Genomic DNA, 20,569 nt, shown 5'->3' with positions numbered 1-20,569 from the left:
CTTTCTAACCAACTAGTCGGAACATAACTACCCCTGCAGCTATGGCCACGTTCAAAGACTCTGCTTGACCCTTAATCGGGATGTATAGATTTCGGGTAGTCAATTTTTGGAGGTCAGGCGCCATCCCGTTACCCTCATTCCCCATCACGATGGCACCCGCTGTCAAGACTGGAACATCGCGGTAGTCCTTCGCCTGGGGGTCAAGATTCGTCCCGTACACCGGCAAATGGCGCCCCGTGAAGGTTGAAATCCAATCGTGTAGATCCGCCTCGACCACTTCGATGTGAAATTGACTCCCCTGCATCGACCGTAAGACCTTTGGCAAAAAGCGACTGGCCGTCCCCTTACCAAAAACGACTCCGGTCAAACCGGCAGCGTCTGCCGTTCTAACCATTGTCCCAATGTTTCCCGGATCTTGCACGTAATCTAGGAAAAGCCAAACACCTTTGGCTGTCATGGGGTCACCGGCCGTGTCCTTAGGGAGTGGGACCGTCGCAAAGATCCCCTGTGGTGTTCCGGTATCGCCCAACGTCTGTGCTATGCTGTCGGTCAGCTCATAGGTCGCCACGTTAGCCGGCAATTCAGCCACGTGGTCGGCTAATTGCTCTGCCGTCCCCATAATTGCTACCAATGGCTGTTGCGCCTTGATGGCCTCTTGGACCAAATGCCAGCCCTCTAATAAGTAAGTTTGGGTGGCTTTTCTTCCTTTTTTACTGGTCAGTGACCGCCATTGCTTGACCTTTTTATTTTGTCCCGACGTAATTTTTTCTCTCACTAGTGATGACTCCCATCTCGAATTTAATATTGGTTGATTTCAAAAAACTCATTATGGATGCCCCAAACTGGCGACACGTTTTTCTGTTCCATTTTCATTCTAATCTTACCATACTACTAGGCAAGACTGGGACCTACGCGTTATGATTGACCTAAAACTTTTATCAGTCAAGGAGGTCGCCAATTGGAAACCAAAAAAATTCTGGTCACTGGTCAGGTACAGGGCGTTGGCTTTCGCTGGTCAACTACCCGTTTAGCCAAGCAGCTGGCTATCACCGGTACCGTCAAGAATCTTCCTAGCGGTCAGGTCGCCATTGTCGCTAGTGGCGACCCCGACCAATTGACCACATTTATTAAGCAACTTCGTCAAGAAACGACGCCTTGGGTGGTCATTACCGATTTAGACGTCACGTACAGTCCTACGCATCACTTTAGTGATTTTCGGATTATTATTTGAAAAAGCCCGTCAAATCAAGTAAGATGTTTGATGTTAACGGCAATTTGGTCGTTTGGGGGCGTCTACGCTCTACATGCTATCTAAAGGGGTTCAAAATAAAAATGAAAATCTCCAAAAGAGTTTCGGTTACCGCAGCTTTGGCGGCACTGGCACTGATTTTAAGTGGCTGTGTGCAGACAAAAAACGGTAAACCCTACGGCTTCGTCTATGACTACTTAGCCATTCCCGGGCAACACGTGATGGACTGGCTGGCCAATATCTTTGGTGGCAGTTATGGTTGGGCCATCATCATCTTGACCGTAATCGTGCGGATGGTCTTGCTGCCAATCATGGTTAAGCAAATGCGTGACGCTACGGTACAGCAAGAAAAGGTCTCCATGATTCGGCCACAAATGACTGCCTTACAAAAACAACAAAAGGCTGCCAAAACACAGGAAGAACAACAGGCTGCTAGTCAAGCCATGATGGCACTCTACCGGAACAACGGGATCAGTATGACTGGTGGGATCGGTTGTCTGCCACTGTTGATTCAAATGCCTATCTTCGCTGCTCTGTATGCCGCTATTCGGTATTCACCAGAACTATCTAAAGCCGTCTTCTTCACGATTCCACTGGGACATTCTAGTTGGATTCTGGCCGTTTTATCCTTCCTGTCTTATTTATTACAAGGTTACCTGTCCTTATTGGGAATGCCCGAAGAACAGAAGAAGCAGATGCGCTTCACGCTCTTCCTTTCTCCAGTAATGATTCTGTTCTTCACAATCAGTTCACCCGCTGGACTGGGCCTGTACTTCTTCGTTGGTGGGTTATTCGCTTGCCTACAAACGTTGATCATTAACTTCTACCGACCACGGATTCGTAAAGAAATCACCGAAAAGATGAAGAGTCAACCCGCTCCTGTTCAACCTGTTATTTCTAAACCTGTCACGCCAGCCGCTAAGCAAGCGAGTGTTCAAAAAACGAGTCAAAAGAACCGCAACCGTAACGCGGGTAAGCAGCAACATCATAAATAAACTATGAAACTTTAGGCAGTCCGGGGGCAATCGGGCTGCCTTTTTTTGTACTTACTTACTGAAGGTTGAAAGTCCCGAAACACACATTATGACCGTTGTCACAACGATACTCGGTCTAAAATTAGGCAACGTTGTCCAACTATCGCCTTACCGGCTGACGTAGTTGGTCTGAGGCAACATGGATTATGCCGCTAGGAACGCTGCTGAATTATGCTTAAACTTTAGCGACCACTTGGGATTCAGTGATTGAAATTGACATGTACAATTAGAGCCGGAGTGCGGCTGTTTTCACTAATTTAGCCGTGATAATCCTTACTGTCGCAAGAGTAACGCAAAAATTTTGGCTTTCACCCTTTAGTTACTTACAGAAATTAAAAATCAAACTAGCCACGTGATATTCGTGGTAGCAAGGATTGTCACCACGAAATAAAACTAGTCACCCTCTGACTGCCAGAGGTTCTACTTGCTTACGCCAGCAGTGTTCCCCAATTGTAGCTAGCACGTAACCACTCAGCACCCCACTGCCGGTCGTTTGTAGGCTACAATATTCTGATAAATCAATAGCGGTGCCAGCAACCTCAATCGATCACTGCCACCGCTATTTTTAATCTATCCCGTTATACCATCATCAGGCTCTGCCGAACGCCGCTTGGAACCGACTCTCTGCCAATTGCACCCCAGGACTCTACATTCTGTCCCTTCGTTGAAATCTTCAAAAACTTCTGTGGTTTCAAACGCCACTGAGAATCAAACGTTAACGTTCGTGACTTTCCCGCCGAATTGTAGGTTAGCAATTGATAGGTGTACTCATCTTCGCCACCACCACCAATAAAATGTCGCACCGGTTTGGCATTTGTTGACGCGTAGACCGTCTCTGCTTTAACCATTGGATTCACATTATCCAAGGCCATCGCTAACTCAGAATGCTTATTTCTCGTCATATTGGGTAATACAATTGCTCCCACTCCTGCTAATACTACTAAAACACCGATTACTGATAAAAACTTCCCCAAAATTTTCATAATAAGCTCCTCTGCATTGGTTAATTACTCAAGTAACTAAGTAGTTACCATAGAATAACTAATTTTATAAAAGTTGTCAACCCCAAAAAGGCGCCACCGAATTTTCTCCTAATGAGAAGAGTCGGTGACGCCTTGATTATTGTACTTTAATCCGTGTGTTCTTGAGAATTATCGGTCGACTTCTTTTGCGAATCGTTTACTAACAATTCTGACTGAATACCGGTAATTTCATTCGCCGCTTGGGCTTGTTCTTTTTTCTTATTGAGAATCTTTGCATCGGCATCTGCTAAAATTGGCAGGGAAATACGGAAGACTGACCCATGACCCAAGGCACTCTCAATGGTAATGTGCCCATGATAGGCTTCAATCAGACGCTTGGCAATCGCTAGACCCAGGCCATTGCCCCCCTTAGTCCGTGAACGGGCCTTATCTACCCGATAGAAGCGGTTAAAGACGCGGTCGCGGTTCTCCTGCGAAATTCCTTCACCAAAGTCCTGAACGGCAATCTCAATATTGCGGGAATCACTCTCATATGATAAGTGGACCTCTTTACGCTTCTGCGAATATTTCACCGCATTGTCCAACAGAATAATTAAGATTTGCTCCAGATGGTTTCGATAGATTTGTGCTTGAATCGGCTGATGGACATCGTCATCCAGAATAAACAGGTAGTCCGGATGAATCATCTTGAAGTTATCATAGACCTGCGTCACGACTTCCGTGACATCAGAAACTTCATTGGTATAGTTCACTTCGATCTGTTCGGCTCGTTGCAAGTCTAACATCTCTTGAACTAAGCTCTGCATTCGCTTAGTTTCCTGTAGAGAAGCCTTGATCGACTCGTTCAACACCTCTGGGTCATCCTTGCCCCACCGGTCCAGCATCTCCATGTGTCCCTGAATGATGGCCACCGGCGTCCGCAATTCATGAGAGACATCCTCCACAAATTGCTGTTGTTGATCCATATAACGCTGGGTGGTATCCAACATACTGTTAAATAGCAGACCCAGGTCACTCAACTCATCTTGATGATGCATCTCGGGCACCCGTACGTCCGTTTGTGGATCCTCACGCACAGCATGAATCGTTTCCCGAATTGCCTCCACCGGTCGCAACAGAAAAGTGGCTAAAATATAGCTCAACACCGCTGCTGCTAAAGCTGCCATGAGGCCAAGCACCACTTCGATCTGAAGTAGCTTGACCTGAGTAGCCCGGTAATCACGTAGATTATCCGTAACCTGAACGTACCCAATGATGGCATTCCCCTGTTTCGAACGAATTGGTGTTCGCCCAACCAAGCTCTTTTGGTGCGCAATCATTTGGGTCTGAATGCTTTGTTGCTTGGTCCGTTTGAACTGAATTGCCCCCTGCCGCGTAGTAAAGAGCGGATTCCCACTCTGGTCATACACAGTTACCGTTTGGCTATCGCGAGCAAGACTGGTAATTACCGCATTGGTATAGGGTGCTGCCGGTTTCTTCTCCTCGTTCAAAACTGCCTTCGGCCGTAACAGATTATTCACTGCCACACCTGTCAGCGGTTCCTTTTGGGTATTCAGCTTCTCAACCACCACATTTAACGTATCTCCCACGTGCGTTTTTTCCTGCCGCATGAGAACTGTCATGAAACTATTAAAAATCAGCAACACAATGACCGCGAAAATGACTAGGACGCCGAAAGCGGTGGACAGAGCCCACTCCCACTTAACGGAAAAGCGGAACCCCTTAGATTCTTTTGGTGTCTCCTCATCTGCCGCTAAATCAATTTCGGGCGATTTCACGAACGCATCACGTACCCTGTGCCCCGAACCGTCTGGATATAACTCTTTTGGCCCGGCACGTCAATTTTATTCCGTAAGTAACGTACGTAAACGTCCACCACGTTCGTTTCAACTTCGGACTCGTAACCCCAAACCTTAGTCAGCAGCACATCTCGCGCCAAAACAACGTTAATATTTTCCATTAAGGCCAAGAGTAGTTCATATTCCCGTTTTGTCAGGTTGATGACTTCATCACCCCGCCGAACAATCCGGTTTTCCTTTTCAATCGTTAAGTCCTTAAACTTCACGGTCGTTTGCTTCGTGTTCTTCTGTTCGCCCTCCAAATGAATCCGTCGCAGCAGTGCCCGAACACGAGCGAGCAATTCTTCGATGGCAAACGGCTTAACAATATAATCATCGGCACCATGGTCTAACCCAGAAACGCGGTCGATCACGGAATCTCTAGCAGTCATCATGATGATCGGCGTGCTCTTAACTTCACGCACCCGCCGAGCAACTTCGATGCCATTGAGTTCTGGCAACATTAAATCTAGCAAAATGACATCGAAATCTTGCGACAACGCTGCCTCCAAACCGGTCCGCCCATTAAACTGCACATCGGTCTCATACCCTTCATGCTTCAACTCAAGCTCGACAAAACGAGCGAGATTTTTTTCGTCTTCAATAATTAAAATTCGACTCATTGCGTTTTAACTCCTCTGGCTAATTAGCTGCGGTCGCTTTCGGTTAAACCTCACCGACTGTGACCGTCCGATATTCATTTCAACATTTAATTTTATCATATTTTCTCATAATTGTATGCGAAAACCGACAGCTCTCTCATATTTATCACTTATGTAAAGAATCCAAACGGGGGTCACTCTAATTTTATGAAATTGCAACCGGTTGTATTCTATTGAAACAGTTGCTTTTGAAAGGGCTTCTATATACTTACTTCACATTAGTAAGCAACTCTAATTAGCATTCTAAGCCCGTTAAGATAAGAAGGGTTATTATGGACTATAACAATTAATTCTCGAATTGTTCAAATTTTCACTTGAATTTATTTGGGGATTAAGTATACTAGGTCTTGTAGACAATATAGAAAAGGGGAATTTTTCATGAAAGCAGCAGTTATTCGCGATTCAGTTGATGGTTACGTAGACATTAAGGACGTTACACTTCGCCCCATTACCCACGGTGAAGCTTTAGTTAAGATGGAATATTGTGGCCTTTGTCACACCGATTTACACGTTGCCGCTGGTGACTTCGGAAAGCAACCAGGCCGGATCATTGGTCATGAAGGTGTTGGTAAAGTTATCCAAGTTGCCGACGATGTTGAAAACTTAAAGATTGGTGACCGTGTCTCTGTCGCTTGGTTCTTCAAGGGCTGTGGCCACTGTGAATACTGCCTGTCCGGTCGTGAAACCCTTTGCCGTAACGTGAAGAACTCTGGGTTCACTGTTGATGGTGCCATGGCTGAAGAATGTATCGTTGATGCCAACTACGCCGTTAAGGTTCCAGAAGGTTTGGATCCAGTTGAAGCAACTTCCCTGACTTGTGCCGGTGTTACCATGTACAAGGCTTTGAAGGTCGGCGAAACGAAGCCAGGTCAATGGGTTGAAGTTGTTGGTGCCGGTGGTTTGGGTAACTTAGCCATTCAATACGCCCACAACGTCTTCGGTGCTCACGTTATCGCCGTTGATGGTAACCCTGACAAATTAGCTGCTGCTAAGAAGGACGGCGCTGAAATCTTAATCAACCGTCATGATGGTGATGTTGCTGAACAAATTCAAAAGAAGGTTGGCGGTGTTGATAACGCACAAGTTACCGCCGTTACCAAAGATGCCTTCACCCAGTCCGTTAACGCTTTGAAGCCAGATGGCAAGTTAGTTGCCGTTGCCCTTCCTCAAGGTGATATGGAATTGAACATTGCTAAGACTGTTCTGGATGGTATTTCTGTTCGTGGTTCCTTAGTTGGGACTCGTCAAGACCTCGCTGAAACCTTCCAATTCGGTGCTGAAGGTAAAGTTCACCCTATCGTTAAGACTCGTCGCCTCGATGAAGTTAACGACATCATTGATGAAATGAAGAACAACTCGATTGTTGGTCGGATGGTTGTTGATTTCACGAAGTAATTCTCAATTAACCTGATTTAAAATAAGACACGTGATGGTTTCCCTTTTGGGAAGTCATCACGTGTCTTTTAGTTTACGAGATTGAAAGTTATGCTGTCTCACACCAACTACGTCACAGATATGGGCTCAGGCGTGTCGTTCTACTGAGTCAGCAGGTGATTCCCCCACTTATCTCATTGGCCCGAGCTATTTCATCTGTCCCGTGTAAATTAATTTCAACGCCTTAATATCACCTGGTGACAATTTCATATGCCCCTGGTCGATTGGATACATGACCGAAGTATGATCCTTGCTATGGTCTAAGCCCAGAGCATGGCCAATCTTATGAATTGCGACCGATGTTTCTTGACCAGCCGGGTAAGTCACGTTTAAACCCGCTCGTGCTAAGTTTAGAGACGGGGTGCGATAGCTCAAACCATGTTTGATTTCCGGCCCCCCCTCGCCTAACTCCAAAAAGTTAGCCCGTGGCATTTCCTTCTCGTAAATGAAGAAGGTCAGTCCATTTTGAAAGGTCGTCGGTTTCCCCGCCACTAGGTTCACGATGCCCGTCTCATTATAGACCGAAATGGCCTTGTCGAAGAGCGGTTTGAAGTCCGGATCGACGCCCTTGGCGAAATGATAATAGTACGTCCGTTGCAACGAACGTGGCTGCACGATTGATTCGATTGGCGTGGCATGTGCACTCTCTCGTCGCCCTACCAGCGGTAAATGCATTCCCGCCGCCTTCGCCACACTAGCCGACGACGTCTTTAACGTCTGAATCCCGTTACCCCAAATGCCGACCCACACCAAACACCCCAGCACGACCAACAACACTCCCCAACGTTTTCGCATGGTGGTTTTCTCCTCTATCCAGTCTATTGCCAGTTTAGTGGATACTTAAGAAAATTACCATTCAAACTCAAATTTAGAAGCAATCGCTAACGTTTTTTAATCTTTTGGTACCGGCTAATGAGTTCTCTAATGCCCTTCACAGCTTAATATAACTATATTTATAATCGACACTACCAATTAAATTCCTCGTAATACATATCTTTAGCCGCAACTCCATGCTGGGTAAGTGCGCGTTGCCACGTTCGCCCCATGACTGCTGGTCCAGAAATCAGATAAATGGTCGCAGTCGAGTTGAGTCCCGCCACCGTTTGTGTAACATCAAATCGGCTAGCTTGCACGTGTAGGCTGAGCTGTGACTGCGTACTGGCTCGCCGCCGTAGTTCCTGTGCATAAATCAGTTGTCCCACTGTGTGTGCCGTGTAGTATAAGTCAACGTTAACTGCTGGTTTGGCTGCAATAATCGCTAATAATGGCACGATTCCACTGCCGCCACCAATCAAAACCAACCGGTCGTGGGGGTGTTCTTGCAGCACCGTCATGAAGCGGCCATAACCGCCCATCAGTCGTGCTTGACTTCCTACCGACACCGTTTGAACCTGCCGCGTGAAGTCGCCATCCCCACGAATTGCTAGCACGACGATTCCAGAATCATCGACAGCATTGACAACGGAAAATGGATGCAGCTCCCGAAGCCCAGCAATTTCAGGGAACTTTAAAAAAACGTAGTCCCCAGCCGCCACCTTTAATTGTTGGGGGTGCCGTAACTGGAAGGTCAGTTCAACAAAGTTAGTCGTTAGTCGGCGCGTTGCTACTAATCGTGCACGAGGAAGTCGCCAAATCTGCCGATACTTTTGCCACAAATACAGGCCCATAACTACTGCTGTATAACCATTAAATAACCAAATGTACGCTGTGATAGCTGTGATGTAACTGATTAATTGGACGTGAATGAAGACCAATAGGACTGCCACCAAATTTAAACGGTGAAGCCACACGGAGAACTCATGGTGAAAAATCCGTTCTAGCTGGCGCTTAACCTGCCGTAACAGCCGACTACGGTTCGTCAACCAGCCTGCCATAAACACAAGTGAATAGATTGCAAGACCCATGAAGAGGTCAAAAGACCAATCGCCAGTCTGCTTGATCAGACCAAACGACTGGGTACCCGTCTTATGCAGGTAAGCCAAACTGATGGCAAATATGCTGAGTATCCCATGAATAAAGTAAACACTAGGCAAACCAATCAACCGATCCAACCATTTTGGCCGCGTACTTAAGTAAATAGCGGCTAAAAACCAGACGTAAGCAATTGACCCCCACTGAATCGCCAAGGATTCACTGGCATAGGTCGCTGGTAACCCCAGTGCCAACGCCTGAATCAGCGGTAAGGGCACCACGAATAGGACCATTAACCACACGATACCTTGGACGTACGGGACACGTTTTAACATGGCTGTTCCTCCCCCACGATTTGATTCGACTGATCAACAAGAATACTTTGTAACCGTCCTGCCGTTAACCGGTTGAACGCTATCGGTCCCATAGACATTGCTGCAGTCGCCCAGATATCGGCGGTGATCAAGTCACGGGCGATGATGGTCGCCTGTTGCAAGGTTCGCTGAACATCCTGCCGAACAATGTGCTCACCATGCCGACTGGTTCCAGAGGTTGCCATGGCCCCATTTCCCAGCTGAAATCCAGTTAGGAGTTGTTGCCGGTCACTGGGATCCTCAACACCAACTTGCCAGCGAAAAGTCGTCATGGCCGAAACACCCGTCTGGATGTCTCCAGCGCCATTGATAGCAGCTGCCACCAACGTCTCATTGGTTAAAAGTGGCTGTAAATAGCGGGTAAAGGCATTTTGAATCGCCCACCCCTTCACAATACCCGTCGGATCAAATTGACCGCGAAAGAAGGGGTCAAATCCCCCAGCCGTCGCTTCTTGCGCACGCATTACCAGACCATAGACCTCCTGAAACTCCGCCGTACAATCCGCAGCGGCCAACTCCCCACGCTGAAACTGACACACCAGCGAGGTCGCTTTAAACGGTGAAAAGTCCTGGTCAATGTGTTGGAGATATCGCGTCACTTTTTGCACGGTCAGTGTGGCATGGAAATTCTGATCACCTGCAACGACAAATTTTACTGAGAAAGGCATCTCCATTGCAATAATTTGTTTTGTAATTAGTTTGGTCTCTGCCATGAGCTTAACCCTCCGCTTGGTCTAAAGCGTTCTGTAGGGATCCGGTGAACCCCTTATAGGTCTCGCTGGCACCGGACACTAACTGAATTTTGGCACTCTGCTTTTTCAAAGTTTCTGCCTTATAAGTCGGCAGTGCCTGTGCATTAATCTCCTTGTCGTGACCATTATCATTCGGATACTCAAGGACTTTAACGCTCGTAATCTTGCCATTTTTGATGACGGTTTGGACCTGCACATCGCCCCACTGGGTAGCTGTGGCTTTCCCCGTATACGTTCCATTTTGATACTTCTGACGAGCAGAGCTACTCTGACTAGCCGAGGAAGCTTTCTGCGAGAAACTTGCAGCACTTGTCGACGTCTGTGTCGTGGACTGGGCAGTGGCATTACGATTTTTGAAGAAGAGGAGGTACCCATCGATAATGATGGCGACCGTGATAATTAGAGCTAAACAGCTTTGAATTAATCTTTTCATTTCACTCACCTCATTTTGACTTGAAGTATAGAAAGAAATCATGAAGTTAATGTGAAGAACCGTTTACAAACTGGCTAAGATAGTTAAGAATCTTACCCAAGATACTACCACGCTGGCTAACCGTGAGACAATTCGTATGGGCTGAAATCTACGTTTTAACAATCTACAAACAAACATACAAAAAATAAGACCGCGACACAATCGTCACAGTCCCAAGTCAAAATTTCATTTAAATAGTTGGCGTTGGCCTGTCTCGCTAGCCTTAAAATGTGTTATCTGCGCCAGTCGTTGTTGATCCGGCCGCACGACTAGCCGTGAATCGGAGACCGCCGCCGACTTAGTCTGATCGCCCAAGTCAATGAGTCCCCAGCCATCACCAAAGATTGCTATCGTCGCCACAGCAACTAATAACACGCGTTTCACACCTATCACCGCCCTCACTATCGAGCAGTATACCCATCTCATATGGGGAATGACGATATAAGTACCCTGTTCGGGCGTTAGCCTTACAAAATTCGCTCAGTAATTGTCTTCAAAACGCCATCATGGTCATTATCGATCGCCGTCGTGTGCGTTGCCGCGGCTTGAATCTCGGGTTTAGCATTACACATTGCCCAACCCTCTCCGACAAATTGGAGTAAGGGGACATCATTCGCACCATCACCGAATGCCATAATCTCATCAGAATTGACATTAAATCGCTGTGCTAACCACTGCACAGCCTGTAACTTGCCCACATTACCCGCAACCACGTCCGCCACGCCATAACCGCTGTCATGTGCGCGTAACTCGCCATCAAAATCAGCGTTTATCTGCGTGACCAATTGACGTGACTGTTTTGACGTTGTCGAGACACTAATTTTCTTAATCCGATCCGTCACCATACTGAGATCGTCAACCTGCTGTAAATGATCATAGAACTTCTCGGCAGCGTCAATTAAGGCTTGTGGCGCACCAGTCTGCGTATAGGACCCTTGCTGGCCAACCAGAATCAGATAGGACGCCCGCAGGTAGTCCCGTTGCCAGTCGACCGTCACAAAATGCTGGACCTGCTCTGGCGTCAAACTACCATCAAAGACCTGTTGACCCTTTAAGTAGATTGAGGCACCATTCTCTGCAACGACCGCTAAGTTATCCGCCATGACTGGTGCAAACAGCTGTTGCAAATGTGCATACTGATTTCCCGACGACAGAACCAAGGTGATGCCCTTTGCTGCCAAGTGACGCAACGTTACCTGCAGTAATTCCTGATTATAACTCTGATCCCCGTGTAGCAACGTCCCGTTCAGGTCGGTTGCGATTAATTTGATTGCCACGATCTCACTCCTCAGTTTCTCTTCGTAGGCTACATTATACGCGAAAATTTAGATAGTCCCCAAACTAAAAGTTAAAATTAATGCAGGCTCTTCATACGAACATACAAATTAGCAACCTCGGGGGGCTTCAACTGGCACTAGCCCCCACGGTGAATAGGCACCACGCTTGTTACCATTCGAGTTTAGAGTCCATTTTGCGCTGTATTATTACGGGTGAAGGACGAATAAAAATATGACTTACGATTGTTGTCACAACGATACTGAACCTAGAAATTAAGGGCCTAGAATAAAACCTCAGACTCCCTTGGTATTTCCGAATTTACATTGCTGAAACGTAGGATAAAAGCCAGTCTTGTCCAATCATCGCCTTACCAGCCGGCAACCGTTGCGCAGTCACCTTACCATATTTGTTTACATTGCCACAAAAAAGCCCCCAGAAGCCGCGGACTTCATGGGAGCTTTTAAACTAAATTGAATTAGTTGTTTGCGTTCTTAACCGCAACGACCTGACGGCCATCGTAGAAACCACAACTTGGGCAAACCATGTGTGACTTACGTAATTCACCACAGTTAGGGCAAGCAGTTAAATTAGGCATCGTTAACTTAATGTGACCACGACGCATAGCCTTTTTCGTCTTAGACGTTTTCCGCTTAGGTACAGCCAAAGAAAACACCTCCTTCAAATAAATTATATCCACTAGTGAAAAAATTTTTAAGGCTTACAAAGAAGATTATTGATCATCCTGATCAGGGAAGAAATCTTTTAGCTTTGCAAGACGTGGATCAACTGATTGATTTTCCTTCTCAACCTTAGCAAGGTCAGCCTCAGCAACGACTTCCCAGTCGTCACCAGTTGGCATCTCAGCACCCTGCTGTTCAGCTTTTGAAAGAATGTGCATCGGAATCTGTAAAATAATGTTATCCCCGATGGCCTTTTCAATATCGATCTGGTCATCCTTCACCACCATCACAACGTCGGTCTTTTCATACCGTTGCGTTGCGGCAGGGTCGGAAACATAAAATTCCGTCATTTTGAAATCTACGGGTAAGTCTACCGGCTCAAGCGAGCGGCTAGACGGGACCGTTAAGTCCGCGGTTACCTGGGCATCAACGACAACGTCACCGGCCACGACGGAAACAATTCCCTTAGCGTGAACGGCGCTCAAATCTAAAACATCATCGCCATAACGTTCCATCAAATCCGCTTTTAAATTCAGCGTCTCATCAAACGTTAGCGGATCATTCCGGTAATTCTTGCGGAGCTCGGTCAACGACCATTTCATCGCAATCCCTCCAATGCAACGTGATAAATTATACCTGTCAAAAAATGTGATGTCAAGGTAATTTCCTTGATAGTCACTCTGAAATCGTTTTTTTCACCGGGATTCGACCATAATCTTGTTTTTCTCCCGTAATTAAGGTTCGTAGCGCGCCCAACCGATCATCAAATTCGCCGGGACCCTTTTGCCAATCCCGGTCTGCACGACTAATCAGTGGAAGGCTCACCTGCTTTTTGATCTGATGTAGGTATGCTTGACCAGCCGTTGAATAACCCAATACCCGTAAGTACTGCGGTTGCGGCTGCATTTCAGCCGGCTTAGCCTGTAATAGCAGATAGGCCGATTGTCGTTGTAACCGTGTGTAGGTGTAACGTTTCGTCTTGACAGCGTGCATAAACGCCGTAAAACTCTCACTAGTCACCGCAGCCTTCTTCAACCGGTACTCGACACCCTCGGTGATTTGATACACTTGACGCAAATCAGCCACATCACCGCTAACCAACTGATAGCGCAGTAACGGCCAAAAATCTTTCCAGCTCGTCAATTGCGCCGCCTGTAGCAGGTCTAAGGTCGTTGTGGGAACGACCGGCACAACTGCCGACCACTCCCCACTTAGGGCCGCAGAACGTACTGCAGTGGCACTTGCAAAGACCGTTGCCGACGCAATCAGAGAATCATTGTGCTGACTCCCTTTTCTCGGCAACGGGACCAAAGTCAATGGATTGCCCTGACGACGATTCGCGAGCGCATAGAAGAATCCTAAAATATCATTGGCCGCATTCAGCGTAATCCCCGTTTGTTCACGCAGATATCCCTGAAAAAGTGAAGCATACGTTTGATCAAAGCGTTTAAACGTTGCCGAATCAGTCGGTAAATGGGCCATCAGCCGCTCGTAATCCATCTCCGGGTGTTCGGTTCCGAATGCCAACCAATGGCATTGGAGCGCCGCTAAGAGGCTTACACCACCGCTTGCAAATAAATGTGCTGGCTGCAAGGCTGCCGCACCGGGCAGTTCCACGACTAAATCAACGCCACCGGCCAAAGCCGCTTGCGTCCGTTGCCACTTATCCATTAATGCTGGTTCGCCGCGCTGGACCCAGTTCCCACTCATGGCCGCCACAACCACATCCGCTCCCGTTTGTGCGCGGGCCTGCTCAATCTGATAGCGGTGGCCATTGTGAAATGGGTTATACTCTGCAATGATTCCCACTGCCTGTAACGTCATGCCTAGGCCTCCCGTGTGACCTCGAAGAACCAACGAGTCGTATCGGTCGCCACGTCGCTATTCCCAAAGTCAGCACTGACTCGGTTCACCGTCAACCCCGCTTCCTTTAAGGCAGCCTGATAGTCAACTAATGGATACGTGCGTTCATGGTGTAATTCCGTTACTTTGCGGTACTCCCCGGTTTCTTTATTCAACGTGAAGAAAGCCAGGTCGTGTTCGGCCGCGTGTTCTTCGTCTTCGATTCCATAACTAGTCCAAACGAAGGCCCGCGTATCATCAACGTAATTGTACATGTACCCGGGATAAACGTCATCCGTCTGGTGCGGCGTAATCACGTCGAATAGAAACTTGCCACCGACGTTCAAATGATCACGAACCTGCGTAAAGGCCTGTGTCACTTCATCGAGGTCAGTCAAATAGCAGAATGAGTCGGCAAAGCAGGTCACCGTTTGGAACGTGCTCTCTAACCCACTCAGATCCAACATGTTACCGGCAATTAATGGCATGATCACGTGGTCTTCTTCAGCATGCTTCGCGGCTAATGCGAGCATATCTTCTGACAGATCCAAACCACTCACGTCGTAGCCAGCCTTGGCTAACAGGACACCCAGGCGTCCACTCCCACATGCAAGGTCAAGGAGTGATCCGCTGGTTGGGGCAACCCTAGCGGCGACAAAATCCAGCCACTGATCGTACATGGCTGGATCGAATAATTCGTCGTAAAGCTCAGCGAAGGATTGATAGATCATGCTTCAACCCATTGGCCCAGATCAACTTCTGGGGCATCAGACCACAACTTTTCTAAGTTGTAGTGACTTCTTTGCTCCTTTTGGAAGACGTGAACGACCACGTCGCCTAAATCAATTAAGATCCAAGTGGCTTCGTTTTTACCTTCAACGTCGCGAATAGCAACATCATTGGCATTCATTTGGTCAGTAATTTCGTCCGCAATAGCTTGAACTTGACGGTTAGAATTAGCCTCCATAATCAGGAAGTAATCTGCCATCAAACTCACCTTAGTCATATCTAAAGCGGTCATTTCCTCTGCACGCTTGTCTTCAGCGGCTTTTACTGCGATTTTTAAAATTTCTTTGCTTTCCATGCAAGTACTCCTCTCAAACGTTGAGATAACGCGGTACCCACGCATTGTAGGTATCAATAGTTTTGGGATAAATTTTTTGGTTGTTTTCAATTAGGTAGGCTAACGTATGTTTCGTTTGAAACGCCACGCCAGCGCCCAGGTCTTGCGCGGTGATTTTACGGGCCTCATCCACATCGGGAAAATCACGACCGGGCTCAATGTAATCAGCCATGTACACAATTTGTTCGAGGGGCGACATATAAACCGCGCCAGTCGTATGATGTCGGATTGCATTCAGAATATCTTCATCATAAATACCCAACTCATGTTTGACCAGCTCAGCACCGACCACCCCATGCCAAATCGCATTGCCATAATTTAACAGCTCCGGATCCAGATGATACTGTTTAATGGCCGCAATAAAATCCTCGTCCGGTCGTTGTTTGGCATAGTCATGAGTCAGCCCCGCAATGCTGGCCTTCTCCTCGTCCACGTCGTTGGCCCGTGCCAACTTCACAGCCGTCCGTTCCACCCGTTGGACATGGGCAAAACGCTTAGGCCGCAAATGCTGCTCGATTCGGTCAAGTAAGTCCTGCCGTGTCCCAGCAAAAATATTTTCTGTATACGTTCGTTCAGTCACGATATAACAGATGCTCCTTTATATAGAGGTCGACCATGGTCGGCACCAGATAACGCACGGACTGGCCGCGCCGAACCTGATCTCTGACCATCGTCGAGCTGATCCCGATTTGGGGCACATCGACCCACAGCACGGGATACGGCGATTCACGCGTAAAACCTTGACGGCAGACACCCACAAACTGGACCAATTTGACTAACTCATCAATGCGGTACCATTTCGGCAAATAAGCCACCATGTCCCCACCGATAATAAAGTAATATTGGTTCTCTGGGTGAGCCTGCGTCAATTGTAACATGGTGTCGTAAGAATAACTGCGACCGCCACGCGCAACTTCCGTTAACTCTAAATCAAACCGCGGATTGTCCGCAATGGCCGCCTTAACCATCGCCACGCGATCCTTAGCCGGAATTGTTAATTTCCGGTCAACGTGCGGTGGCTCAGCGTCAGGCATAAATAAAACGCGATCTAAACCAAGCTGAGTTGCCACTTGGTCCGCAATCACCAGATGTCCTAAATGGGGCGGATTAAATGTTCCACCCAGAATACCGATGCGACGTTTCTTCGCCGTAGCCGCCATCTCTGTAGCGACCTGCGTACTCGTTCGTTCTAAAATCTTGACCACGACAGTCAAACCTCCCTACATATTTTCAACGACTGCTGAAATCTTTTGATTTTCTTCATCCGTTGCGACCCGGTACAAGACAAGTACCCGACCAATCGTTTGGACAACTTGAATATTGGTGTTGTCTTCGATAAATGCTTTCGTTTCGTCAACGGAAACTTCTGCACTCTGTTGGAGATTGATTTTAATTAATTCGCGATTCTCTAACGCCCCGGTCAATTGATCCAACCAAGCTTGCGTTAACCCATTCTTACCCACGGAAAAAAGTGGGTGCATGGTGTGTGCATGTGCGCGTAAATATCGTTTTTGTTTGCCTCGTAACAAGTTTTATTCCTCCATTATTAAATCATTGCTCGTCGTAGTAAAACACCAACACCGGTGGGGGCCCAACCGGTCACATTGACCCCGGCAGGCAAACTGATCCAGCCCAATCCTTCAAAAACCAAGTCGCTCTTCTCGGTGGTCTTGAATTCATGTGCCACTAACGGTGGAAAATCGTCCTTATCGTCAGCATGTGGCGGTGTCAGTAACTGGCCTAATTGCCGCGCATAAAAATCATCGGCATTTTCCAGCTTTGTTCGGTGAATGTACAAGTTATTTTCAAAGTATGCCGTAAACCCATTTTTGCGACCATTTGTGTAGTCAAAGCGTGCAATTCCACCTAAGAAAAGCGTTTGTTGACTCTCTAGTTGGTAAACTTTGGGCTTGATCTGCTTTTGGGGCGTCACAAGTTTCAAATCTTTTCCATCTAGGAAATGGGCCATTTGCTCGTTTTGAATAATCCCAGGTGTATCAACCAAGACGTGATCATCGTCTAGGGGTAACTCAATCTTATCCAACGTGGTTCCCGGGAACCGTGACGTCGTGATTAGGTCCTTGACCCCAGTGTTTTGACGAATGATCTGGTTGATCAACGTGGACTTACCAACGTTAGTTACCCCGACCACGTAGACATCACGATCACCCCGGTACTTGTTGATCATTTGTAATAACTGATCAACGGACTGGTTGGTTTTGGCACTCAACAGCGTCACATCGATTGGCCGCAATCCTTGTTCGTTGGCCCGTTGCCGTAACCAGTCTTGTAACTTGCTGCGTTTCAAAGAACGCGGTAAGAGGTCTTCCTTGTTCCCCACTAGTAAAATGGGATTATTCCCCACAAACCGGTGAAGTCCTGGAATCACACTTCCGTTGAAATCAAAGATGTCCACGACGTACACAATCAACGCATTTGCATCTTGAATCTGCGTCAATAGGTGTAGGAAATCATCGTCAGTCAGTCCCACGGGAACAATCTCGTTGTAATGCCGTAACCTGAAGCACCGTTGGCAATACACTTCTTGGTTCTCCATGCCTTTATCTAATGCCGACTGCGGCGTGTATCCGGGTGCCGTCTTGTCCGTCGTTTGAATCTCCGCGCCACAGCCAATACAGTGGAGTGGCTCACCGTCAACTAAAACGGGTTCAGTGTGCTTTTCGTTCATTAAGATCCTCCTGCCAAGTTAATTCTGGATAATCGTGGCGCAACCGCCACATCACAACTTTTTCCAACACGCGATTGCCTTTGGTAATCCACGCATCAGATTTTAAAATGGGTTTGACCAATACGCTACGAATGCCCGTGTGATGGGCAGACCACACATCCGTCAGTAATTGATCGCCGACCATGATGACTTCATCGCGACGAAGGTGCCACCGCCGCAAAGCGCGTCTCAATCCCCACGATAACGGTTTTAACGCCCGATGAATATACGGGAGGTTAAACGGTGCGACCGCGCGATCTACCCGCGCACGGCTGTTATTCGACACAACGATGACCCGAATGCCGGCCAATTCGAGCAACGTTAACCAATGCCGTAACTCGGGTGTTCCGTCCGGATTATTCCAAGCAATCAACGTATTGTCCAGATCTGTCAAGACTGCTCGGACCCCGTTTTCACGCAGTTGCTTAGGTGTCAAATCGTATATGTTCGTAACCATCCACGTGGGTTTAAATTGAGAAACCATGCGGGTGACTGCCCCCCTTCGTCCATTTGCCAATAATGGCATGTCTAGCTTTTTATTATACGCAATCCAAATCAATTTTACCACCATCAACGGCTGAGATTCCTTAAGTTTACGATTCGGATCGGTTAAAATTTATTGCACCATAGTTGCTAGATATGGACTCAGGCGTGTCGTTCTACTCAGTCAGTCGGTGAGCTGTGAACTGCCTACTGGCTTAGTTGAACGACAGACTTGAAGACTCCCGGTTTTCGAAGCTTCAAATTGCACCCGCACCCTTTTCAGCCCATATCTACCGACCAGTAAAGCAAAGACAACACTATGCCGCCAGCTTCATGGCTAGTGTTGCCAGTGATGGCTAATAAAAAAGACCCCGCATACGCGAAGTCCCTTTATCATTAACTGAATTAAGCAGCCAATGCTTCTTTAGCTTGGTCAGCCAAAGCAGTGAAAGCACTAGCATCGTTAACTGCTAAGTCGGCTAACATCTTCCGGTTAACGTCAATGTTGGCTAACTTCAAACCGTGCATCAACTTGCTGTAGCTCAGACCATTCATCCGAGCTGCTGCGTTGATCCGGGCAATCCAAAGCTTACGGAAGTTACGCTTCGTAGCTTTGCGGTCACGGAAGGCGTATTGACGGCCCTTCATGACTTGGTCCTTAGCTACCTTAAATAAACGGTGCTTAGAACCACGGTAACCCTTAGCTAACTTTAAAACCTTTTTGCGACGTGCGCGTGTAACAGTACCGCCTTTAACTCGTGGCATAATCTTTTCCTCCTAAATCAATTCAAACATTATGTCGACATTTCGTCGACCCGAAAAATTAGTGACCGGCTTACTTTTGTAAAAGTGCGCGGTAAGTCTTGATGGTCGTTTCGTTCATCATCCGGGTACCACGAAGGTTCCGGCGTTGCTTCTTGGTCTTACCGTGGAAACGGTGAGACGTGTATGCGTTGGCACTCTTGATACCGCCCTTGGCAGTTACTTTAAAACGCTTAGCTGCGGCGCGGTTAGTCTTCATCTTTGGCATAATACGAAATATCCTCCTTAAATCGGTAGCTAGGCTACCCAATCAATTACTTATTCTCAGCGATGGGTGACAACATGAGAAACATGCTGCGACCATCCATCTTTGGCCGTTGTTCAACTGTAGCGACGTCAGAAGTTTCCTGAGCCATCCGGTTGAGCACCTCACGACCAATGTCCTTATGCGTAATTGCCCGACCCTTAAACCGAATTGAGACCCGAACCTTTTCACCCTTACCCAAGAACTTCTTAGCGTTCTTCAGCTTGGTGTTAAAGTCGTTGGTATCAATCGTAGGGCTGAGCCGTACTTCTTTGACACTGATCACTTTTTGCTTTTTACGAGCTTCGCGTTGCTTCTTTTGCAACTCAAAGCGGTATTTCCCGTAGTCCATGATTCGGGCTACTGGTGGCTTAGCTTTCGGTGCAACCAAAACTAAATCGAGGTTAGCGTCTTCAGCAATCTGCAAAGCTTCTTGCTTAGACTTAATACCCAATTGTTCACCGTCGCCGGCAATCAATCGAACTTCGCGTGCGCGAATCCCCTCGTTGACAATCGTGTCGTTTGCTATGGTAATCCACCTCCAAAATAATCTCGAGAACTGCAGAAATCTCACTCACAAAAAAATGCGGGAACCTTTGATGAAAATCAAACGGCTCCCGCACCAAAATCCAATCTAAATGATTAGATAACGTGCATATC

The 20,569-nt window shown here is 47.3% G+C and carries 26 protein-coding genes and 1 other annotated feature (1 of these 27 cut by a window edge); of the genes, 3 read left to right on the top strand and 23 right to left on the bottom strand.

What is annotated here, in order from left to right:
• Positions 1-4: 4 nt before the first annotated feature.
• Entirely contained in the window at positions 5-775 is a 771-nt protein-coding gene (locus EKM89_RS05945; protein WP_125686633.1) for a TrmH family RNA methyltransferase, read from the bottom strand.
• A gap of 183 nt (positions 776-958) precedes the next feature.
• Here EKM89_RS05945 and EKM89_RS05940 point away from each other — a divergent pair, with 183 nt between their 5' ends.
• Together EKM89_RS05940 and yidC are read left to right on the top strand one after the other, a co-directional pair.
• On the top strand, positions 959-1,231 hold the full coding sequence (locus EKM89_RS05940) for an acylphosphatase (protein WP_125686631.1): 273 nt from the start codon (positions 959-961) through the stop codon (positions 1,229-1,231).
• Positions 1,232-1,332: 101 nt separating this feature from the next.
• The gene (yidC, locus tag EKM89_RS05935) at positions 1,333-2,244 is read left to right on the top strand and encodes a membrane protein insertase YidC (RefSeq protein WP_125686629.1); all 912 of its coding nucleotides are present in this window, start codon (positions 1,333-1,335) and stop codon (positions 2,242-2,244) included.
• Between the two features lie 617 nt (positions 2,245-2,861).
• Here yidC and EKM89_RS05930 read toward each other — a convergent pair.
• The 3 genes from EKM89_RS05930 to EKM89_RS05920 all read right to left on the bottom strand — a co-directional run bounded on the left by EKM89_RS05930 (position 2,862) and on the right by EKM89_RS05920 (position 5,727).
• On the bottom strand, positions 2,862-3,266 hold the full coding sequence (locus EKM89_RS05930; RefSeq protein WP_125686626.1) for a YxeA family protein: 405 nt from the start codon (positions 3,264-3,266) through the stop codon (positions 2,862-2,864).
• Between the two features lie 146 nt (positions 3,267-3,412).
• Positions 3,413-5,044 carry a HAMP domain-containing sensor histidine kinase gene (locus EKM89_RS05925; protein ID WP_125686624.1) on the bottom strand — a complete coding sequence of 544 codons (1,632 nt, stop codon included), beginning with the start codon at positions 5,042-5,044 and terminating at the stop codon, positions 3,413-3,415.
• Positions 5,041-5,727 (bottom strand): response regulator transcription factor, encoded by a 687-nt coding sequence (locus EKM89_RS05920; protein ID WP_048736232.1) that lies wholly within the window; start codon positions 5,725-5,727, stop codon positions 5,041-5,043. Before EKM89_RS05920 ends, EKM89_RS05925 begins: the two co-directional genes overlap by 4 nt.
• Before the next feature lie 417 nt (positions 5,728-6,144).
• On the opposite strand from EKM89_RS05920, the gene adhP reads away from it, so the two are divergent.
• Positions 6,145-7,161 (top strand): alcohol dehydrogenase AdhP, encoded by a 1,017-nt coding sequence (adhP, locus tag EKM89_RS05915; protein ID WP_125686622.1) that lies wholly within the window; start codon positions 6,145-6,147, stop codon positions 7,159-7,161.
• 186 nt (positions 7,162-7,347) lie between these two features.
• On the opposite strand, the gene EKM89_RS05910 is transcribed toward adhP, so the two are convergent.
• The 19 genes from EKM89_RS05910 to infC form a co-directional block, all read right to left on the bottom strand.
• Positions 7,348-7,995: a matrixin family metalloprotease gene (locus EKM89_RS05910; protein WP_125686619.1), complete on the bottom strand. Its 648-nt coding sequence runs from the start codon at positions 7,993-7,995 to the stop codon at positions 7,348-7,350.
• 170 nt (positions 7,996-8,165) lie between these two features.
• Positions 8,166-9,446 (bottom strand): FAD-binding oxidoreductase, encoded by a 1,281-nt coding sequence (locus EKM89_RS05905; RefSeq protein ID WP_125686617.1) that lies wholly within the window; start codon positions 9,444-9,446, stop codon positions 8,166-8,168.
• Positions 9,440-10,198, bottom strand: coding sequence for an FAD:protein FMN transferase (locus tag EKM89_RS05900; RefSeq protein WP_125686615.1), 759 nt, complete (start codon positions 10,196-10,198; stop codon positions 9,440-9,442). Before EKM89_RS05900 ends, EKM89_RS05905 begins: the two co-directional genes overlap by 7 nt.
• A 4-nt stretch (positions 10,199-10,202) precedes the next feature.
• Positions 10,203-10,670 (bottom strand): FMN-binding protein, encoded by a 468-nt coding sequence (locus EKM89_RS05895; protein ID WP_125686613.1) that lies wholly within the window; start codon positions 10,668-10,670, stop codon positions 10,203-10,205.
• Between the two features lie 225 nt (positions 10,671-10,895).
• The gene (locus EKM89_RS05890; protein WP_125686611.1) at positions 10,896-11,093 is read right to left on the bottom strand and encodes a hypothetical protein; all 198 of its coding nucleotides are present in this window, start codon (positions 11,091-11,093) and stop codon (positions 10,896-10,898) included.
• Between the two features lie 83 nt (positions 11,094-11,176).
• Entirely contained in the window at positions 11,177-11,986 is an 810-nt protein-coding gene (locus tag EKM89_RS05885) for a Cof-type HAD-IIB family hydrolase (protein WP_125686609.1), read from the bottom strand.
• 476 nt (positions 11,987-12,462) lie between these two features.
• Positions 12,463-12,651 carry a 50S ribosomal protein L32 gene (gene rpmF / locus EKM89_RS05880; RefSeq protein WP_048731903.1) on the bottom strand — a complete coding sequence of 63 codons (189 nt, stop codon included), beginning with the start codon at positions 12,649-12,651 and terminating at the stop codon, positions 12,463-12,465.
• 66 nt (positions 12,652-12,717) lie between these two features.
• A complete protein-coding gene (locus EKM89_RS05875; RefSeq protein WP_125686607.1) occupies positions 12,718-13,269 on the bottom strand; it encodes a DUF177 domain-containing protein in 552 nt (183 codons plus the stop codon).
• A 73-nt stretch (positions 13,270-13,342) separates the two neighbouring features.
• Positions 13,343-14,491: a nucleotidyltransferase gene (locus tag EKM89_RS05870; protein WP_125686605.1), complete on the bottom strand. Its 1,149-nt coding sequence runs from the start codon at positions 14,489-14,491 to the stop codon at positions 13,343-13,345.
• Positions 14,492-14,493: 2 nt separating this feature from the next.
• Positions 14,494-15,240, bottom strand: a complete 747-nt coding sequence (locus EKM89_RS05865) for a class I SAM-dependent DNA methyltransferase (protein WP_125686603.1) — start codon at positions 15,238-15,240, stop codon at positions 14,494-14,496.
• A complete protein-coding gene (gene rsfS / locus EKM89_RS05860) occupies positions 15,237-15,593 on the bottom strand; it encodes a ribosome silencing factor (RefSeq protein ID WP_125686601.1) in 357 nt (118 codons plus the stop codon). Before rsfS ends, EKM89_RS05865 begins: the two co-directional genes overlap by 4 nt.
• A 13-nt stretch (positions 15,594-15,606) precedes the next feature.
• The gene (yqeK, locus tag EKM89_RS05855) at positions 15,607-16,212 is read right to left on the bottom strand and encodes a bis(5'-nucleosyl)-tetraphosphatase (symmetrical) YqeK (RefSeq protein WP_125686599.1); all 606 of its coding nucleotides are present in this window, start codon (positions 16,210-16,212) and stop codon (positions 15,607-15,609) included.
• Complete coding sequence (locus EKM89_RS05850) at positions 16,205-16,837, bottom strand: nicotinate-nucleotide adenylyltransferase (RefSeq protein WP_125686597.1); 633 nt, start codon at positions 16,835-16,837, stop codon at positions 16,205-16,207. Before EKM89_RS05850 ends, yqeK begins: the two co-directional genes overlap by 8 nt.
• A gap of 15 nt (positions 16,838-16,852) precedes the next feature.
• On the bottom strand, positions 16,853-17,161 hold the full coding sequence (locus EKM89_RS05845; protein ID WP_125686594.1) for a YhbY family RNA-binding protein: 309 nt from the start codon (positions 17,159-17,161) through the stop codon (positions 16,853-16,855).
• A 17-nt stretch (positions 17,162-17,178) separates the two neighbouring features.
• Positions 17,179-18,321, bottom strand: a complete 1,143-nt coding sequence (yqeH, locus tag EKM89_RS05840; RefSeq protein WP_125686592.1) for a ribosome biogenesis GTPase YqeH — start codon at positions 18,319-18,321, stop codon at positions 17,179-17,181.
• Entirely contained in the window at positions 18,302-18,844 is a 543-nt protein-coding gene (locus EKM89_RS05835) for a YqeG family HAD IIIA-type phosphatase (RefSeq protein ID WP_125686590.1), read from the bottom strand. Before EKM89_RS05835 ends, yqeH begins: the two co-directional genes overlap by 20 nt.
• A 404-nt stretch (positions 18,845-19,248) precedes the next feature.
• On the bottom strand, positions 19,249-19,608 hold the full coding sequence (rplT, locus tag EKM89_RS05830) for a 50S ribosomal protein L20 (protein ID WP_048731924.1): 360 nt from the start codon (positions 19,606-19,608) through the stop codon (positions 19,249-19,251).
• Between the two features lie 70 nt (positions 19,609-19,678).
• Complete coding sequence (gene rpmI, locus EKM89_RS05825) at positions 19,679-19,873, bottom strand: 50S ribosomal protein L35 (protein WP_048731926.1); 195 nt, start codon at positions 19,871-19,873, stop codon at positions 19,679-19,681.
• A 46-nt stretch (positions 19,874-19,919) separates the two neighbouring features.
• Positions 19,920-20,444: a translation initiation factor IF-3 gene (infC, locus tag EKM89_RS05820; protein ID WP_225421827.1), complete on the bottom strand. Its 525-nt coding sequence runs from the start codon at positions 20,442-20,444 to the stop codon at positions 19,920-19,922.
• 37 nt (positions 20,445-20,481) lie between these two features.
• Positions 20,482-20,569: a sequence feature (ribosomal protein L20 leader region), on the bottom strand (it continues 53 nt past the right edge of the window).

Source organism: Levilactobacillus fujinensis (genome assembly GCF_003946335.1).
GTDB lineage: Bacteria > Bacillota > Bacilli > Lactobacillales > Lactobacillaceae > Levilactobacillus > Levilactobacillus fujinensis.
This window is presented reverse-complemented; position numbering and strand designations above follow the sequence as displayed.

Coding starts and splice junctions, on each gene's coding strand:
- rsfS (WP_125686601.1), bottom strand. CDS start 15,593: ATGGAAAGCAAAGAAATTTTAAAAATCGCAGTAAAAGCCGCTGAAGAC.
- EKM89_RS05920 (WP_048736232.1), bottom strand. CDS start 5,727: ATGAGTCGAATTTTAATTATTGAAGACGAAAAAAATCTCGCTCGTTTT.
- EKM89_RS05865 (WP_125686603.1), bottom strand. CDS start 15,240: ATGATCTATCAATCCTTCGCTGAGCTTTACGACGAATTATTCGATCCA.
- yqeH (WP_125686592.1), bottom strand. CDS start 18,321: ATGAACGAAAAGCACACTGAACCCGTTTTAGTTGACGGTGAGCCACTC.
- rplT (WP_048731924.1), bottom strand. CDS start 19,608: ATGCCACGAGTTAAAGGCGGTACTGTTACACGCGCACGTCGCAAAAAG.
- EKM89_RS05895 (WP_125686613.1), bottom strand. CDS start 10,670: ATGAAAAGATTAATTCAAAGCTGTTTAGCTCTAATTATCACGGTCGCC.
- EKM89_RS05875 (WP_125686607.1), bottom strand. CDS start 13,269: ATGAAATGGTCGTTGACCGAGCTCCGCAAGAATTACCGGAATGATCCG.
- EKM89_RS05870 (WP_125686605.1), bottom strand. CDS start 14,491: ATGACGTTACAGGCAGTGGGAATCATTGCAGAGTATAACCCATTTCAC.
- EKM89_RS05910 (WP_125686619.1), bottom strand. CDS start 7,995: ATGCGAAAACGTTGGGGAGTGTTGTTGGTCGTGCTGGGGTGTTTGGTG.
- rpmI (WP_048731926.1), bottom strand. CDS start 19,873: ATGCCAAAGATGAAGACTAACCGCGCCGCAGCTAAGCGTTTTAAAGTA.
- yidC (WP_125686629.1), top strand. CDS start 1,333: ATGAAAATCTCCAAAAGAGTTTCGGTTACCGCAGCTTTGGCGGCACTG.
- EKM89_RS05900 (WP_125686615.1), bottom strand. CDS start 10,198: ATGGCAGAGACCAAACTAATTACAAAACAAATTATTGCAATGGAGATG.
- EKM89_RS05905 (WP_125686617.1), bottom strand. CDS start 9,446: ATGTTAAAACGTGTCCCGTACGTCCAAGGTATCGTGTGGTTAATGGTC.
- EKM89_RS05835 (WP_125686590.1), bottom strand. CDS start 18,844: ATGGTTTCTCAATTTAAACCCACGTGGATGGTTACGAACATATACGAT.
- EKM89_RS05930 (WP_125686626.1), bottom strand. CDS start 3,266: ATGAAAATTTTGGGGAAGTTTTTATCAGTAATCGGTGTTTTAGTAGTA.
- adhP (WP_125686622.1), top strand. CDS start 6,145: ATGAAAGCAGCAGTTATTCGCGATTCAGTTGATGGTTACGTAGACATT.